The organism is Streptomyces sp. NPDC090499, assembly GCF_044769305.1.
Classification (GTDB): domain Bacteria; phylum Actinomycetota; class Actinomycetes; order Streptomycetales; family Streptomycetaceae; genus Streptomyces.
The window spans coordinates 270,227-286,063 of the sequence record NZ_JBIVXP010000004.1 but is presented as its reverse complement, the minus strand read 5'-3'; the positions used below and the strand labels follow the sequence as shown (position 1 = coordinate 286,063).

Annotated in this window: 13 protein-coding genes; 3 read left to right on the top strand and 10 right to left on the bottom strand. The window is 73.1% G+C overall.

Annotated features, from left to right (window positions below):
• Positions 1 to 150 precede the first annotated feature (150 nt).
• From ACIQVL_RS16995 to pdhA, 3 genes are read right to left on the bottom strand one after another with little or no spacing between them, the layout of a single operon-like run.
• Positions 151 to 1,512, bottom strand: a complete 1,362-nt coding sequence (locus ACIQVL_RS16995) for a dihydrolipoamide acetyltransferase family protein (RefSeq protein ID WP_403475651.1) — start codon at positions 1,510 to 1,512, stop codon at positions 151 to 153.
• Positions 1,512 to 2,516, bottom strand: coding sequence for an alpha-ketoacid dehydrogenase subunit beta (locus tag ACIQVL_RS16990; RefSeq protein WP_403475650.1), 1,005 nt, complete (start codon positions 2,514 to 2,516; stop codon positions 1,512 to 1,514). Before ACIQVL_RS16990 ends, ACIQVL_RS16995 begins: the two co-directional genes overlap by 1 nt.
• On the bottom strand, positions 2,513 to 3,658 hold the full coding sequence (pdhA, locus tag ACIQVL_RS16985; RefSeq protein ID WP_403475649.1) for a pyruvate dehydrogenase (acetyl-transferring) E1 component subunit alpha: 1,146 nt from the start codon (positions 3,656 to 3,658) through the stop codon (positions 2,513 to 2,515). Before pdhA ends, ACIQVL_RS16990 begins: the two co-directional genes overlap by 4 nt.
• 175 nt (positions 3,659 to 3,833) lie before the next feature.
• On the opposite strand from pdhA, the gene ACIQVL_RS16980 reads away from it, so the two are divergent.
• Positions 3,834 to 4,337 (top strand): Lrp/AsnC family transcriptional regulator, encoded by a 504-nt coding sequence (locus ACIQVL_RS16980; protein ID WP_403428609.1) that lies wholly within the window; start codon positions 3,834 to 3,836, stop codon positions 4,335 to 4,337.
• Positions 4,338 to 4,349: 12 nt separating this feature from the next.
• Here ACIQVL_RS16980 and ACIQVL_RS16975 read toward each other — a convergent pair whose 3' ends face one another.
• Entirely contained in the window at positions 4,350 to 4,937 is a 588-nt protein-coding gene (locus tag ACIQVL_RS16975; RefSeq protein WP_403428606.1) for a TetR/AcrR family transcriptional regulator, read from the bottom strand.
• Positions 4,934 to 6,448: a 3-hydroxyacyl-CoA dehydrogenase gene (locus ACIQVL_RS16970; protein WP_403475648.1), complete on the bottom strand. Its 1,515-nt coding sequence runs from the start codon at positions 6,446 to 6,448 to the stop codon at positions 4,934 to 4,936. Before ACIQVL_RS16970 ends, ACIQVL_RS16975 begins: the two co-directional genes overlap by 4 nt.
• Positions 6,449 to 6,597: 149 nt before the next feature.
• Between ACIQVL_RS16970 and paaN the strand changes: the two genes are divergently transcribed.
• Complete coding sequence (paaN, locus tag ACIQVL_RS16965; protein WP_403475647.1) at positions 6,598 to 8,289, top strand: phenylacetic acid degradation protein PaaN; 1,692 nt, start codon at positions 6,598 to 6,600, stop codon at positions 8,287 to 8,289.
• 126 nt (positions 8,290 to 8,415) lie between these two features.
• Here the strand turns inward: paaN and ACIQVL_RS16960 are convergent, their stop codons facing one another.
• The 4 genes from ACIQVL_RS16960 to pepN form a co-directional block, all read right to left on the bottom strand.
• Complete coding sequence (locus tag ACIQVL_RS16960) at positions 8,416 to 9,150, bottom strand: TrmH family RNA methyltransferase (protein WP_403428600.1); 735 nt, start codon at positions 9,148 to 9,150, stop codon at positions 8,416 to 8,418.
• A complete protein-coding gene (locus tag ACIQVL_RS16955; RefSeq protein WP_403475646.1) occupies positions 9,147 to 10,358 on the bottom strand; it encodes an HTTM domain-containing protein in 1,212 nt (403 codons plus the stop codon). The genes ACIQVL_RS16960 and ACIQVL_RS16955 overlap by 4 nt, the downstream gene beginning before the upstream one ends.
• The gene (locus ACIQVL_RS16950; RefSeq protein ID WP_403475645.1) at positions 10,355 to 11,170 is read right to left on the bottom strand and encodes a DUF5819 family protein; all 816 of its coding nucleotides are present in this window, start codon (positions 11,168 to 11,170) and stop codon (positions 10,355 to 10,357) included. The genes ACIQVL_RS16955 and ACIQVL_RS16950 overlap by 4 nt, the downstream gene beginning before the upstream one ends.
• Before the next feature lie 385 nt (positions 11,171 to 11,555).
• Positions 11,556 to 13,991 carry an aminopeptidase N gene (pepN, locus tag ACIQVL_RS16945; protein WP_403428594.1) on the bottom strand — a complete coding sequence of 812 codons (2,436 nt, stop codon included), beginning with the start codon at positions 13,989 to 13,991 and terminating at the stop codon, positions 11,556 to 11,558.
• Positions 13,992 to 14,152: 161 nt separating this feature from the next.
• Here pepN and ACIQVL_RS16940 point away from each other — a divergent pair, with 161 nt between their 5' ends.
• On the top strand, positions 14,153 to 15,316 hold the full coding sequence (locus ACIQVL_RS16940; protein WP_403475644.1) for an acyl-CoA dehydrogenase family protein: 1,164 nt from the start codon (positions 14,153 to 14,155) through the stop codon (positions 15,314 to 15,316).
• Between the two features lie 150 nt (positions 15,317 to 15,466).
• On the opposite strand, the gene ACIQVL_RS16935 is transcribed toward ACIQVL_RS16940, so the two are convergent.
• Positions 15,467 to 15,796 (bottom strand): rhodanese-like domain-containing protein, encoded by a 330-nt coding sequence (locus ACIQVL_RS16935; protein ID WP_351486505.1) that lies wholly within the window; start codon positions 15,794 to 15,796, stop codon positions 15,467 to 15,469.
• Positions 15,797 to 15,837: the final 41 nt, after the last annotated feature.

The window sequence follows — 15,837 nt, the reverse complement described above, 5'->3', positions numbered from 1 at the left end:
ATGTGCAGGGTGTGGTTGCGTGCGCGGCGCCCGCGGGGCGGGGGTGTGGCCGACGTGCGCGCGTGCGGGCCCGGTGGGGGCTTCTCGCGCAGTTCCTCCCCCAGCCTTCGGCCGGGGGTACCCCCAGCGCCCCTGGGGGGCGCGCCGCGGTCAGAGTGTCCTGAGAAGTACCGTCGGCTGTTCCACGCAGTCGGCCACGTACCGCAGGAAGCCGCCTGCCGTGCCGCCGTCGCAGACCCTGTGGTCGAAGGTCAGGGACAGCTGGACGACCTGACGGACCGCCAGCTCGCCCTCGTGGACCCAGGGTTTCGGGACGATGCGGCCCACGCCGAGCATGGCTGCCTCGGGGTGGTTGATGATCGGGGTGGAGCCGTCGACGCCGAACACCCCGTAGTTGTTGAGGGTGAAGGTGCCGCCGGTGAGGTCCGTGGGGGTGAGCGTGCCGGCGTGGGCCGACTCGGTCAGGCGGGCGAGCTCCGCGGTCAGGGACTCGGCGTCGCGGGCCTGGGCGTCACGGACGACGGGGACGACGAGGCCGCGGTCGGTCTGGGCGGCGAAGCCCAGGTGGACGTGGTCGAGTCGGACGATCTCGCGGGCCTCGACGTCGACGTAGGAGTTCAGTTCGGGGTGGCGGGCCAGGGCGGCGGTGCAGATCCGGGCCAGGAGCGCGAGGAGGGAGATCCTCGGGCCCGCCGCCGCGTTCATCGCGGTGCGGGCGCGCATCAGCTCGGTCGCGTCGGCGTCCACCCAGCAGGTCGCGTCGGGGATCTCCCGGCGGCTGCGGGAGAGCTTGTCGGCGACCGCGCCCCGGATGCCCTTGAGGGGGATACGGGTGCCCGCGGGGGCGCTGGAGGTGGTGGCCGGGGTCTTGGGGGCGGGGGCGGCGGCGCGGGCCGCGCTGACCCGCAGGGCGTCCTCGACGTCGGCGCGCAGGATCAGGCCGTCGGGGCCCGAGCCGGACAGCCTGCGCAGGTCCAGGTCGTTGTCCCGGGCGAGGCGGCGGACCAGGGGGGAGATCACCGGGACGGGGCCCTCGGTGAGCGGAGTGGGTGGTGCGGGCGGTGCGGGCACCTGGGCGTGGGGGGCCGTCTTCGCTTCGGCGAGGGCGGTGTGGGGCGCCGGTTCCCGGGTGCTGCCCGGGTCGGCCGTGCCGTTGGCCCGCTCCGGGACGGTGGTGCGGACCCTTCGGCGGCGCGCCGGAGGCGTCCCGGTGCCGTATCCCACCAGGACGTTGCCTGAGCCCTCCGCCTCGGGGACGGTGGTCGCCTCGCCGACGGCGACCGTCAGGAGCGGGGCGCCGACGGGCAGTTCGGAGCCCTCCTCGCCGAAGCGGGCGGTGACCACACCGCCGTAGGGGCAGGGGACCTCGACCATCGCCTTGGCCGTCTCGACCTCGACGACCGGCTGGTCGATCGCGACGACCTCGCCGACCTGGACCAGCCAGGTCACGATCACCGCCTCGGTGAGCCCCTCCCCGAGGTCGGGCAGTTTGAACTCCAGCACCTGTGCCATCAGCCCTCGGCCTCCCATTGCAGACGCGCCACCGCGTCCAGGATGCGGTCCACGCCGGGCAGGTGGTGGCGCTCCAGCATCGGCGGCGGGTAGGGAATGTCGAACCCGGCCACGCGCAGCACCGGCGCCTCCAGGTGGTGGAAGCAGCGCTCGGTCACGCGTGCCGCGATCTCCCCTCCCGGTCCGCCGAACCCGCCCGACTCGTGTACGACGACCGCTCGCCCGGTGCGCCGTACGGAGGCGCAGACCGTCTCGTCGTCGAACGGCACCAGGGAGCGCAGGTCGACGACTTCCAGGTCCCAGCCCTCCGCCTGGGCGGCCTCGGCGGCTTCGAGGCAGACCGGTACGGACGGGCCGTAGGTGATGAGCGTGGCGCTGCGCCCGGTTCGGCGCACCACCGCGCGGCCGATGGGTTCAACGTCCGTCGGCTGCTCGGGGTTCCAGGTGTCCTTGGACCAGTACAGCCGCTTGGGTTCGAGGAAGACGACCGGGTCGTCGGAGGCGATGGACCGGCGCAGCAGGCCGTAGGCGTCGGCGACGGTGGCGGGGGTGACGACGTGCAGCCCGGGGGTGGCCATGTAGTAGGCCTCGGAGGAGTCGCTGTGGTGCTCGACGCCGCCGATGCCGCCGCCGTAGGGGATGCGGACGGTGATCGGGAGGGGCATCCGGCCGCGGGTGCGGTTGCGCATCCGGGAGACGTGGCTGATGAGCTGCTCGAAGGCGGGGTAGGCGAAGGCGTCGAACTGCATCTCCACGATCGGGCGCAGCCCGTACATGGCCATGCCGACGGCGGTGCCGAGGATGCCGGCCTCCGCGAGGGGGGTGTCGGTGCAGCGGGCGTCACCGAACTCCTTGGCGAGGCCGTCGGTGACCCGGAAGACCCCGCCGAGGGTGCCGACGTCCTCGCCCATGACGTGCACGGCGGGGTCGGCGGCCATGGCGTCCCGCAGCGCGCGGGTGAGCGCCTGCGCCATGGTGGCGGGCTTGACGGCGACGGTCGTCATCGCGGCCCGCCTTCCTGGTCCTGCTGCTCGGCCTCCAGCTCGGCGCGGAGCAGGGCCCGTTGTTCGCGCAGCTGTGTGGTGGTCTCGGCGTACACCTGGTCGAAGAGGTGCATGGGGTCGAGTCCGGGGTCGCGGTTCATGCGCTCACGCAGGTCGGCGGCCATGGTCTCGGCGTCCTCACGGGTGCGGCCGGCGAAGTCCTCGTCGAGCAGTCCGCGGTCGGTGAGCTCGCGCTCCAGGAGCAGGATCGGGTCGTGGTCGCGCCAGGCCTCGGCCTCGGCGTCGCCGCGGTAGCGGGTGGCGTCGTCGGCGTTGGTGTGGGCGTCGATGCGGTAGGTGACCGCCTCGACCAGGGTCGGGCCGCCGCCCTCGCGCGCGTGCCGTACGGCGTCGGCGAGGACCTCGTGCACGGCGACCGCGTCGTTGCCGTCGACCAGGCGGCCCGGCATGCCGTATCCGACGGCCTTGTGGGCCAGGGAGGGCGCGGCGGTCTGCTTGGCGAGCGGGACGGAGATGGCGAAGCCGTTGTTCTGGACCAGGAAGACGACCGGGGCCTGCCAGACGGCGGCGAAGTTCAGGGCCTCGTGGAAGTCGCCCTCGCTGGTGCCGCCGTCGCCGACCATGGCGAGCGCGACCACGTCGTCGCCCTTGAGGCGGGCCGCGTGGGCGAGGCCGACGGCGTGCGGGAGCTGGGTGGCGAGGGGGGTGGAGAGGGGGGCCACGCGGTGGGCGTAGGGGTCGTAACCGGTGTGCCAGTCGCCGCGCAGCAGGGTGAGCGCCTCGACGGGGTCCACGCCCCTGGCGATCACCGCGAGGGTGTCGCGGTAGCTGGGGAAGAGCCAGTCGCGCTCCTGAAGGGCGAGCGCGGCGGCGACCTCGCAGGCCTCCTGGCCGGTGCTGGAGGGGTAGACGGCGAGGCGGCCCTGTTTGGTGAGGGCGGTCGCCTGGGCGTTGTACCTGCGGCCGCGCACGAGCTGGGTGTACAGCTGGCGCAGCAGCTCCGGGTCGGCCTTGGCGGCCGCCTCCGTCCCGAGGACGCGGTACGGGCGCTCGTCGGGCAGCAGCGGCGCGGGGTCCGTCCGGGGCTGCCAGGCGGGCGGCGGCGCCGGGCGGTATGCGCCGCGCTGCTCCATGACCGTCATGACGGCACCTCCTTGTGGGGGTGGCTACGGGAGACGGGTCGCCTGTGACCCGTCCCACCTACCGATTGTTCGGTCGTCGGCACATTTTGGCTACAGGCACCTCCAGGCTGTGGACAAACGGTTCTCCACAACCTGGAATGAACGCAGTACGTCCATGGTAGGGAGGTGGGGGGACATGGCACCTGAACAAATGGCCGAGGGCCCGCGGGACCGCGCGGCGCTGCCGCCCGCGCGCCCGCTGGACGCCATTGATCAGGACATCCTGCAGATCCTGCAGGCGGACGGCCGGGCGTCGATACGGTCGGTCGCCGAACGCGTCCATGTCTCGCGCGCCAACGCCTACGCGCGTATCAACCGGCTCGTCGAGGACGGGGTGATCCGCGGTTTCGGCGCCCGGGTGGACCACGAGCGGGCCGGCCAGGGCACCTCGGCGTACATCACGCTGAAGATCGTCCAGAACAGCTGGCGGACCGTGCGCGAGCAGCTGCGGCAGCTGCCCGGCGCCTCCCACATCGCCCTGGTGGGCGGGGACTTCGACGTCCTGCTCCTGGTGCACACGCCCGACAACCGGGCGCTGCGCGAGCTGGTGCTGACCCGGCTCCAGGCCATCCCCGAGGTGCTCAGCACCCGCACCCTGCTGGTGTTCGAGGAGGAGGACCTGGAGCCGGAGGACAGCTGAGGACGGCCGGCATCAGTGCGCGCGCAGGCCGGAGAAGACCAGCCGGGCGACCGCGTCGGAGACCTCACGCTCGCTCGCGCCGCGCCCGTCCGGGCGGTACCACTCGACGATCGAGTTGACCATGCCGAAGACCAGCCGGGTCGCGAGGCGTACCTCGACGTCACCGCGTATGTCGCCCTCGGCGGCGGCCGCCTTGAGCAGGTCGGCCACCTGGTGGTCGAAGTCCCGGCGCCGCTCCAGCGCCCACCGCTCGGTGTCGGTGTTGCCGCGCACCCGCAGCAGCAGCGTCACGTACGGCAGTTCGGTGATCAGCACCTCGACCATGCGCCGCACGACGTGCTCCAGGCGGTCGGCGGCGGGGCCCACGCGCGCGTGCTCCTCGTCGAGAATCGCGAACAGACCGTCCAGGGCCCGGCTGACCGCGCGGCGCAGCAGCTCCTCCTTGCCGGCGACGTGGTGGTAGATCGACGACTTGGAGATGCCGGCCGCCTTGGAGAGGTGCTCCATGGAGGTGCCGTCGTAGCCGCGCTCGTTGAAGACCTGGACGGCCACCGAGAGCAGGGTCTCGGGGGTGTAGGTGTCGCGCTTGGCGGTGGTCATGAGGCGCCCTCCCGCTTCTCGGTGGCGTAGGCGTGCCGGTAGAGCGCGAGGGAGGGCGCGTAGCGGCCGCTCGGGTCGCGCAGGTGGAGGTCGTCGAGGAGGTCGTAGGCGAAGTCGCGGCCGAGACGGCGGCTCCACTCGAAGGGGCCGAGCGGGTAGTTGACGCCCAGGCGCATCGCGGTGTCGATGTCCTCCTCGGTGGCGACGCCCTTGGCGACGGCGTCGTGCGCGAGGTCGACGATCCGGGCGACCGTGCGGGCGACGATCATGCCGGGTACGTCGCCGATGACGCTGACCTGCTTGCCGAGCTCCTGGAAGAGACCGATCGCCTCACTCAGGGTCTGGGGCAGGGTGTCGTGGCCGGCGGACAGGGCGATGCGGGTGGCACGACGGTAGTCGAGGGCGAGGTCGAAGTAGACGACGTCCCGGAACTCCACCGAGGTCTGGCCGTCGGCGAGGACCAGCTGGCCGCCGCTGGGCAGCACCAGGCGGGTGCCGTGGTCCTCGTCCTCCTCGCGGACCTGGACGCCGGCCTCGCGGATCATCGCGAGCAGCTCGGCCGCGGGGCCCAGGGTGCCCTCGGCGACGACGTAGGCGGGCCGGTCGGCGGGCTCGGCGGTGTGCGGTTCGGCGGGCTCGGCGTCGTCCGCGTAGTCGTACCAGCCGTGCCCGGTCTTGCGGCCGAGGCGGCCGGACTCGACCAGCCGGCGCTGGGCCAGGGAGGGCGCGAAGCGGACGTCCTGGAAGAACGCCTGCCACACGGAGTGCGTGACGGATTCGTTGACGTCCTGGCCGATCAGGTCGGTCAGTTCGAAGGCGCCCATCCGGAAGCCGCCGCACTCGCGCAGCACCGCGTCGATGGTGGCCGGGTCGGCGGCCTGCGCCTCGTAGACCGCGAAGGCCTCGGCGTAGAAGGGCCGGGCGATGCGGTTGACGATGAAGCCCGGGGTGTCCGCGCAGGCCACCGGCGTCTTGCCCCAGGAGCGGGCGGTCTCGTACGCGCACGTGGCGGACGTGACGTCGGTGGCGAACCCGGAGACGACCTCGACCAGCGGCAGCAGCGGGGCCGGGTTGAAGAAGTGCAGGCCGACCAGGCGGGAGGCGTTGCGCAGGGCGCCGCCGATGGCGGTCACCGACAGCGAGGAGGTGTTGGTGGCGAGCAGACAGTCCTCGCCGACGATGTCCTCCAGGGCCCGGAACAGCTCCTGTTTGGCCTCCAGCCGCTCCGCGACGGCCTCCAGGACCAGCGTGCAGTCGGCGAACTCGGTCAGCTCACCGGCGGGCAGCAGCCGGGCGCGGGCGGCGTCCCGGGCGGCGGCCGTCATCCGGTCCTTCTCGACGAGCCGGTCGAGGCGGGCGACGATCGCCGCGGCCGCCTCCCCGGCCCGCCCGGGGACGGTGTCGTACAGGCGGACGGGATGGCCCGCGACGAGTGCGACCTGGGCGATGCCCTGGCCCATGGTGCCGGTGCCGACGACTCCCACGGTGCTGCTGAGGCCGAGTGCTGTCATGTGCGCGATCCTCCCGCACGGGGTTTTCCACAGATGCGGCAGGCCCCCTTGTCCCGACCGATCGTTCGGTTACTCTAACTCTGTCCGGCCGTTTCCGCCCAGGTCATGAGCTTCAAGGGGAAGCTCATCAGACGAGGAGTTGGTCCCGCATGACCGCCGAACTCACCGCACACGAGCTGATCGCCAAGCACCGGCCCACGCTTGACCAGGCGCTTGAGGCGATCCGCACGCGCGCGTACTGGTCCCCCCACCCCGAGCACCCCAAGGCCTACGGCGAGCACGGCAGCCTGGACGCGGCGGCGGGCAAGGCCGCCTTCGACGCCCTCCTCGGCACCCGCCTCGACCTCGGCCAGCCCGGCACCGACGACTGGACCGGCGGCGAGGTCTCCCCGTACGGCATCGAGCTGGGCGTGACCTACCCGCATGCCGACGTCGACACACTGCTGCCGGCCATGCGGGCGGGGCAGCGCGCGTGGCGCGACGCGGGCGCGGAGGCGCGCGCGGTGGTGTGTCTGGAGATCCTCAAGCGGATCAGCGACCGGACGCACGAGTTCGCGCACGCGGTCATGCACACCAGCGGCCAGGCCTTCATGATGGCGTTCCAGGCCGGCGGCCCGCACGCCCAGGACCGCGGTCTGGAGGCGGTGGCCTACGCCTACGCGGAGCAGGTCCGCACCCCCGGCACGGCCGAGTGGACCAAGCCGCAGGGCAAGCGCGACCCGCTCGCCCTGACGAAGACGTTCACTCCGGTCCCGCGCGGCATCGCGCTGGTCATCGGCTGCAACACGTTCCCGACGTGGAACGGCTACCCGGGCCTGTTCGCCTCCCTCGCCACCGGCAACGCGGTCCTGGTGAAGCCGCACCCGCGCGCGGTGCTGCCGCTCGCCCTGACCGTCCAGGTCGCCCGCCAGGTCCTCACAGAGGCCGGCTTCGACCCGAACCTGGTGGCCCTGACCACGGAACACCCCGGCGAGGGCATCGCCAAGACGCTCGCCACCCGCCCGGAGATCCGGATCATCGACTACACCGGCTCGACCGCCTTCGGCGACTGGCTGGAGGCCAACGCGCGGCAGGCCGAGGTGTACACCGAGAAGGCCGGCGTCAACGCGGTCCTGGTCGAGTCGACCGACGACTACAAGGGCATGCTCTCCAACCTGGCCTTCTCGCTCTCCCTCTACAGCGGCCAGATGTGCACCACCCCGCAGAACCTGCTGATCCCCCGCGACGGCATCCGCACCGACGAGGGCCCGAAGACCTACGACGAGGTGGTCGCCGACATCGCCCGCGCGGTCGACGGCCTGCTCGGCGACGACGCCCGTGCCAACGCGCTGCTCGGCGCCATCGTCAACCCCGACGTCAAGGCCCGCCTGGAGGCCGCCGCCGGACTCGGTGAGGTCGCCCTCGCCTCCCGCGAGATCGCCAACCCGGAGTTCCCGGGCGCGGTCGTGCGCACGCCGGTGATCGTGAAGCTGGACGGCGCCAAGCCGGACGACGAGGCCGCCTACATGAGCGAGTGCTTCGGCCCGGTGTCCTTCGCCGTCGCCGTCGACTCGGCCACCGACGGGGTCGAACTGCTGCGGCGGACGATCCGGGACAAGGGCGCCATGACCGTCGGTGCGTACACGGTGGACGCCGACGTGGAGCGCGCGGTGGAGGAGGTCTGCCTGGAAGAGGCGGCCCAGCTGTCGCTGAACCTGGTGGGCGGCGTGTACGTCAACCAGACCGCCGCCTTCTCCGACTTCCACGGCTCGGGCGGCAACCCGGCGGCGAACGCCGCACTGTGCGACGGGGCGTTCGTGGCGAACCGGTTCCGGGTGATCGAGGTGCGCAGGGAGGCGTAGCGCGGCGCGGGGCGCGCGACCGGCCGGCGTCCGGGCAGGCGTCGGTTCCTGTCCTGGCCGTCGCCGATGGCCGGTCGCGCAGTTCCTCCCCCAGCGCCCCTGTCGGGGCGCTCAAGTCGCCGTCTCCTACAAAGCGCTCCAGTGGTACAAGGTCATCGCCACGCTCGTCGCCAGGTTGTAGCTGCTCACCTGAGGGCGCATCGGCAGCCGCAGCAGGTGGTCGGCTCGCGCGCGGAGGTCGGCCGAGAGTCCCGTCCGCTCGGAGCCGAAGGCGAGGATCGCGTCGTCAGGGAGTTTCAGGCCCCTGATGTCCTCGCCCTCCGGATCGAGTGCGTACAGCGGGCCCTCCGGCAGCTCGGGCACCGTCAGGCGTTCCACCGCCGTGGCGAAGTGGAGGCCCGCGCCGCCCCGGACGACCGTCGGGTGCCAGGGGTCGAGGGTGCCGGTCGTGATCACGCCGGTCGCCCCGAAGCCCGCCGCGAGGCGGATCACCGCGCCCGCGTTGCCGAGGTTGCGCGGCTCGTCGAGGACCACGACGGGGGCCGTGCGCGGGACGCGGGCCAGCTCGCGCAGGTTGGCCTCGCGGGACGGCCGTACCGCCAGGGCGGCCACGGCCGTGGGGTGCGGGCGCGGGACGAGGGAGGCGTACGTCTGCGCGGGCACCTCCGTCAGCAGCGCGGCCAGCGCCTCCCGCACGTCCGGCGCCAACTCGCCCGCCAGGGCCAGCGTCGCCGCCCGGTCCGCGGTGACCGCCACCGGCACCTCCGCGCCGAAGCGCAGCGCGTGCTTGAGGGCGTGGAAGCCGTCGAGGAGGACCGCGGAACCGGCCAGCCGCGCCCAGTCGTCCAGGGGGTCGGTCATGCCCCGAAGCCTACGCGGGGCTGCTCGTCGGGCTCCGGTGAGCGCTGCGCGGGCAGCTCCGGGGCGGTCCTGCGCAGGACGCGGTCACGCGCGCGTGCCGCCCAGCCGCCGACCCGGTGCAGGAAGGACGTCGGCAGGAAGACGGAGTCCGCCGTGATCATGGCCAGCGAGAAGAAGGGCAGGCCGAGCACGACCGCGATCACCGCGTGCTCGGTCATCATCGCGGCCAGCAGCACGTTCTTGACCCGGCGGTTGAACAGCGTGAACGGGAAGGCGACCTGCACGATGACCGTCCCGTAGGTCACCAGCATCACCATCGTGCCGTGCGCGGACAGCAGGTCGGCGAGGGCCGGCCAGGGCGAGAAGTAGTCCAGGTGGAGCGGGTAGTAGACGGCGGTGCCGTCCTGCCAGCGGGAGCCCTGGATCTTGTACCAGCCGGCGGTGGCGTAGATCAGGCAGGCCTCGGCCATGATCACGAACACGGCGCCGTTGTGCAGGATGTTGGCGATGACGTCGAGCAGGATGCGGGGCTCGGAGGTGCGCCCCCAGCGGTCGGCCGCCCACCACAGGGCGGTGCCCGCCCAGGTCGCCCACAGCATGGCCGGGACCAGCCAGCCGCCCCCGGTACGGCCGGTGAGGGCCGCCGTGAGCAGGACGAGACCCGACATCGCCCACAGGGCGGGGCCCACCAGGTCGGGGGCCACGCGTTCGCCACGCGCGCGTGCCGCGTCCGCGCGGGCCGCCCGGCGCGCGTCCAGGGACCACACCTGGCCGCAGCGCGTGAACACCAGGTAGAAGGACATGAGGTGCAGCACGTTGTCGCCGCCGTCGCCCACGAAGACGCTGCGGTTCTGCAGGGACAGCACACCGATCATGAAGAACAGGGACGTGGCCCGGGTCCGCCAGCCCACCAGCAGCAGCGCGCCGGCGACGACGGCGAGGAAGTAGAAGACCTCGAAGTAGGAGTTGCTGTCGGAGGCCAGCAGCGCCGTGAAGGCGTGGTTGTCGGCGGTCAGCTGCTGGGCGAGGTCGAAGCTCCAGGTGGCGTGGGGGCCGTACAGCTCCTGGCGGTGCGGGTACTCGCGCAGCAGGAACAGCAGCCAGGTGGCGGCGAAGCCGATGCGGACGACGGCCGTCTGGTACGGGCCGAGCGCCGCCCCGGTGACCCGGGCGATGGCGCGGGACAGGCACAGGGCGAGACGGTTCACCGCACACCGCCGTTCGCTTCGTCCGCGGTGACCGTCCACCAGGGCAGCACCCGGTAGACAGGCGTGTCGGAGACCTTCTCGCCGCTCCAGTCCGGCGGGGTCACGTTGGTGGTGCTGGACCGTACCTGCACGCGCTCGATGGTGCCCTTCTCGCTCGTGGCGTCTCCCTTGTACATGCGCATCACGACGATCCGCCGCAGGTACTGCTCGGACAGGGAGCCGCGCAGGCCGATCGGGCGGTTGTCGGTGCCGTGCGTGGAGGTGAAGAAGTCCCAGGCCCGGCGCAGTTCGTTCTGCACGGTGTGGCTGGGCACCAGGCTGCCGTCGATGGCCCGGCCGTCCTGTGCGGACAGGTCGTTCCAGCCGGTGGTGGTCGTGGTGCCGTCCGGCATCTGCACGTCGGCGCGCACCTGGACGGAGATGTTCTGCTGCAGCGGGTTCGGCGCGAAGAGCTTCCAGTTCTGCTCGAACTCCGGGTACACCCAGTCCTCGATCGCCTTGCCGTGCTGCTTGGTCACCGTGTTCGCCGGTGCCACGCTCAGGAACACCATCCCGAGGTGTACGCAGGCGGTGACCGCGACCAGGGCGAGGGCGAGGGCCGCGCCGATCTGGTAGCGGGGGGACAGGGCGGCGACGCCGGTACGGGGGACGCCGACGGACTCCGGCGGGAGCGGTGGACCGGAGGGCCGCTGTTCCGGCCGTTCCGGCTGTTCCGCCGGTGCCGGTGGGGCGGGCTCCGGCTCCGCACGCGTCCCGCTCGGGGCGTCCGGCCCGTGCCGGGCGTCCACGCCCTCGTCGTACGCGTCGTCCATACCGCCCCGTTCCCCGATTCCGCCGCGCCGTCCGGGCGGCCGCGATCCGGCGCCGCCCGGTGTGCCGCTGCCCGGCACTCGCACGGAACGGTACTCAGCAGCGGCCACCGGGCGCAGCCCCGGGGAGGAGGCCGACGGCGTGGCCATCACCACTCCGGGCACGGCCGTCGGCCCTTCCGGTCCGGGGCACCGGAGCCCCCGACCCGGGATCAGCCCAGGTCATACGGCTTCCGGCCCCGTACAGCGACCGTGCTTGCGCGAGTTTTCCACAAGCCGCGGTGGAGGTTTTCCACAGGGGTTGATCGTCGGCACGGGCCCGGCGACCATGGGTTTGGCCGGAACCGAACGATCGGACGGGACCCCGGCCGGGCTGCCCCGCCCGGGGTCAGGCGTTCGCGACCCGGGCGCGGAGCATGCGGCGGACGGCGTCCGAGCGTTCCAGGAGGGTGCTGCGGACCACGGGGGCAGCCTCCCGGGCCGCCTGACCGGCCCGCTCGATGTACACGGCGTCGACGGCATGCGGCGGGAAGAGGTGGGAGGTGTAGGTCATCGCCGGGATCATGCCGCCCTGGTGCAGGCCGGGGACCACCGCCAGGTAGTGCTCGGTGTAGGGGGCGAGCCAGGCGTCCTGGCCGGGGCGCCAGAAGGCGGCCGCCACCGCGGAGACCGCCGCGACGGGGACCTCGCGGTCCACGGCCAGCCGTTGCCAGACCTCGGCCTTCGCGGCCGGGTCGGGGAGGGCGGCCCGGACGGTGAGGGCGCGGACCCAGGCGTCGGGGTCGGTGTCGCGTGCGAGCAGGGCGGCGGACTCGGCGGTGACGTCGCCGCCGAGTTCGGCCTCGCGGACGAGGGCGCGCCAGCGCAGGTCGACGTCGTCGCCGGCCTGCTCGCGGAGCCAGGCCAGGTCCTCGGCGCCGGTCGCGGTGCGGGCGAGGCCGCGCAGGGCGACCCGGCGGCGGCCCGGGTCGGCGGCGAGTTGCCGGCAGGCCGCGGCCACGGCCTCGGTCAGTGCGGGGCGTTCGGCGGGCGGCGCCCAGAGTTCGGCGATGTTGGTGACGAGCGTGAGGTAGGGCTCGATCACGGCGTCGGACGTCTCGGCCGCGAGGACCGCGGTGAGGCAGCGGCCTGCCTCGGCCGCCGTGGCCTCGCCGGCCGTGAGCATGTCCCAGACGGTGGCGGCGGCCACGCCCCGTGAGATGGCCGTGGGCAGCCGGCCCGCCGCGCGGAAGAGGGTGTCCCGGGCGCTGGGGTCCGGGCGCGTGGTGGCGAAGGTGAGGTCGTCGTCGTTGACCAGGAGGAGGTCGGACGTGGCGGGAAGGCCGGTGACCGGGGTGCGGGCCCCGGTGACCTCGACGCGGACCAGCGCGGTGCGTTCCAGGGCGTCGCCGTCGCGGTCGTACGCACCGACCGCGAGGACCTGGGGGCGCGGGCTGCCGTCGGCGAGCAGGGTGACGGTGTCGCCGTCGCGCTCCAGGGTGAAGCGGTCGGTGCCCGCGGTCTCCAGCCAGGCCTTGCGCCAGCCGGTCAGGTCGCGGCCGCCGGCCTCTGCGAGGGCGTCGATCAGGTCCTGGAGGGTGGTGGTGCCCCAGGCGTGACGGGCGAAGTAGGCGGCCATGCCGGTGCGGAAGCGGTCCTCGCCGACGTAGGTCATCAGCTGCAGGAGGACGGAGGCGCCCTTGGGGTAGGTGATGTTGTCGAAGATCGACGCGGCCTGGGCGACGTCGTGGATGGGCTGGTGGATCGGGTGCGAGACCGGGCCCTGGTCGGAGAGGTACGCCCTGACCTTGCCGCCGAGGAGGTGGCCCGCCCAGACGTCGGTGTGGCGGGTGGCGCCCTCGGCGGCCCAGTGGCAGGCGAACTCGGCGAAGGCCTCGTTCAGCCAGAGGTCGTCCCACCAGCGCATGGTGACGATGTTGCCGAACCACATGTGCGCCATCTCGTGCAGCAGCACCACCGCGAGCACCTCGCGCTCGGCGGGGGTCGGCTCGGTCCGCCACAGGAAGGCGTCCGACCAGGTGACACAGCCGTAGTTCTCCATCGCGCCGCCGAACTCGGGCATGAACACCTGGTCGTACCTGCGCTGCGGGAAGGGCATCGCGAAGGCCTCCGCGTAGAAGGCGAGGCCCTGCCGGGTGAGGGTGAGGATGTCGTCGGCGTCGCGTTCCAGGACCTCGGCGAGCGAGCGGCGCGCGTAGATGCCGAGGTCGTGGCCGTCGGCCTCGCGACGGATCCCGTGGAAGGGGCCGGCGTTGACGACGGTGTTGTACACGGACAGCGGCGGGGTGTCCGGGAAGCTCCAGCGGCGGGCCGCGCCCTGCTCCTCGATCCGCGGGTCACCGGAGTTGCTGAGGACGGTCCAGGCGGCCGGGGCCGTGACGGTGAAGGCGTGCGGGGCCTTCAGGTCGGGCTGGTCGAAGCAGGCCCAGACGAACCGCGCCTCGTCGGGCTCGAAGCTCGTCCACACGTACACCTCGCCGTCGGCGGGGTCGATGGCCTTGTGCACGCCTTCGCCGGTGGCGGTGTCGGCCTGGACGCTCTCGACGCGCAGCACGTTGTGCGCGGCCAGGCCGGGCAGCGGGATCCGCCCGTCGCCGGAGGGGGTGAGGGGGCTGCCGTTCAGGGTGGCGGCGCGGACCTCGGCCGCGCAGTCGACGAAGGTCTCCGCGCCCGGCTCGGAGCAGCTGAAGGTGACCGTGGAGACGCAGCGGATCTCCGGCCCGTCGGGCAGGGCGGTGAGGTCGATGTCGATGTCGTACCGCTCGACCGTGACCAGTGCCGCGCGGTGCTCGGCCTCGGTGCGGGTCAGGCTGCGGATCCCCATGTGTCCTCCCTCGTGTGTCCGTCCCCCGTCGGCGGAGAGCGGCCGTCAGCCTACGACGGGAGGAGCAGGTGATCGCAGGGATTTTGGGTTCCCTTCTTCTAGAACCTGTTCTATCTTGACGGACCGTCAGATCAGCGGTGACCCGCCGGGAGGACAGGACCGTGGACTTCACCTTCACCGAGGAGCAGTTGGCGGCGGCCGAGGCGGCGCGCGGGGTGTTCGCCGGGGTGGCGCCGGACGCGGTGCCGAGCCCGGCGCTGACCACCGGCGCCGTCGCCGAGGCCTTCGACCGCGAGCTGTGGGACCGGCTGGCGGGCGCGGATCTGCTGAGCCTGCTGCTGGGCGAGGAGTACGGCGGCGCGGGGCTGGACGCCATCGCGCTCTGCCTGGTGCTGCGGGAGTCGGCGAAGGTGCTGGCCAGGGTGCCGTTGCTGGAGCACAGCGCGGCCCTGGCGACCGTGCAGAGGTACGGATCGGAGGAGTTGCGGGACCGGCTGGCGGCGCGGGCGGGGCGGGGCGAGCCGGTGCTGACCGTCGCCGCGAGCGGACGCACCGGGCACGATCCGGCCGAGCTGGCCGTGACCGCGCGGCGGGACGGTGACACGTGGGTGCTGGACGGCGTGCAGACGGCAGTGCCGTGGGCGTACGACGCCGGTCTCGTCGTCGTACCGGCGCGCACCGAGACGGACCGGAGCGTGCTGGCGCTGGTGGCGCCGGGCGGCGCGGGGGCCACGGCCGGGGGCTCGGGCCCGGCCGGGATCGCCCTCGCCGAGCAGGTGTCGACCAGCGGGGAACGGCTCGGGGAGCTGCGGCTGGAGTCGGCGCGGGTCGTCGCGCGGGACGTGGTGGCGGCGGACGGGGCCTGGCCGTGGCTGCGGGAGCTGCTGGTCACCGGGACGTGCGCGCTGGCCCTCGGGTTGGGTGAGCGGGTGCTGCGGATGACCGGCGAGTACGCCGGCAAGCGGGAGCAGTTCGGGCGTCCCATCGCCACCTTCCAGGCGGTGGCCGTGCAGGCCGCCGACCGGTACATCGACCTGCGGGCCATGGAGGCGACCCTGTGGCAGGCGGCGTGGCGGATCGCCTCGGGGGCGGCCGGGGCCCTGCCGGCGGCCGGGGACGTGGCGGTGGCGAAGATCTGGGCGGCCGAAGGGGTGCGACGGGTGGTGCAGACCGCGCAGCATCTGCACGGGGGGTTCGGGGCCGACACGGAGTACGTGCTGCACCGGTATCACGCGTGGGCGAAGCAGATCGAGCTGGCGCTCGGAGGGGCCGGGGTTCATGAAGAGGCGCTGGGGGATCTGCTGGCCGCGCATCCACTGGGGTAGGTCCACTGGGGTAGGAGCGGGCGACGAGGAGCAGAGGGCGCTCGGTCGTGTGTGATCTGCGGGTCGGTGGGGGCTGGTCGCGTTCCTCCCCCGGCCTTCGGCCGGGGGCACCCCAGCGCTCCTGACCGAGCGCTCCACGGCAGGGTCGCCTCAGACGACGAAGCCCGGTTCTCCCCCGTCCGTGACGACCTCGCGGCCCGCCGCCTGCCACACCTGCATGCCGCCGTCGACGTTCACGGCGTCGATGCCCTGCTGGACCAGGTACATCGTGACCTGGGCCGAGCGGCCGCCGGAACGGCAGATGACGTGGACACGGGCGTCCTGGGGAGCCGCCTCGGTGAGCTCGCCGTAGCGGGCCACGAACTCGCTGATCGGGATGTGCAGGGCACCGGCCGCGTGACCCGCCTGCCACTCGTCGTCCTCGCGGACGTCCAGCAGGAAGTCGCCGTCCTTGAGGTCCGCGACCTCGACCGTGGGCACACGCGCTGCGAAGTTCATGTCCCCGACGCTACCCGACCGGA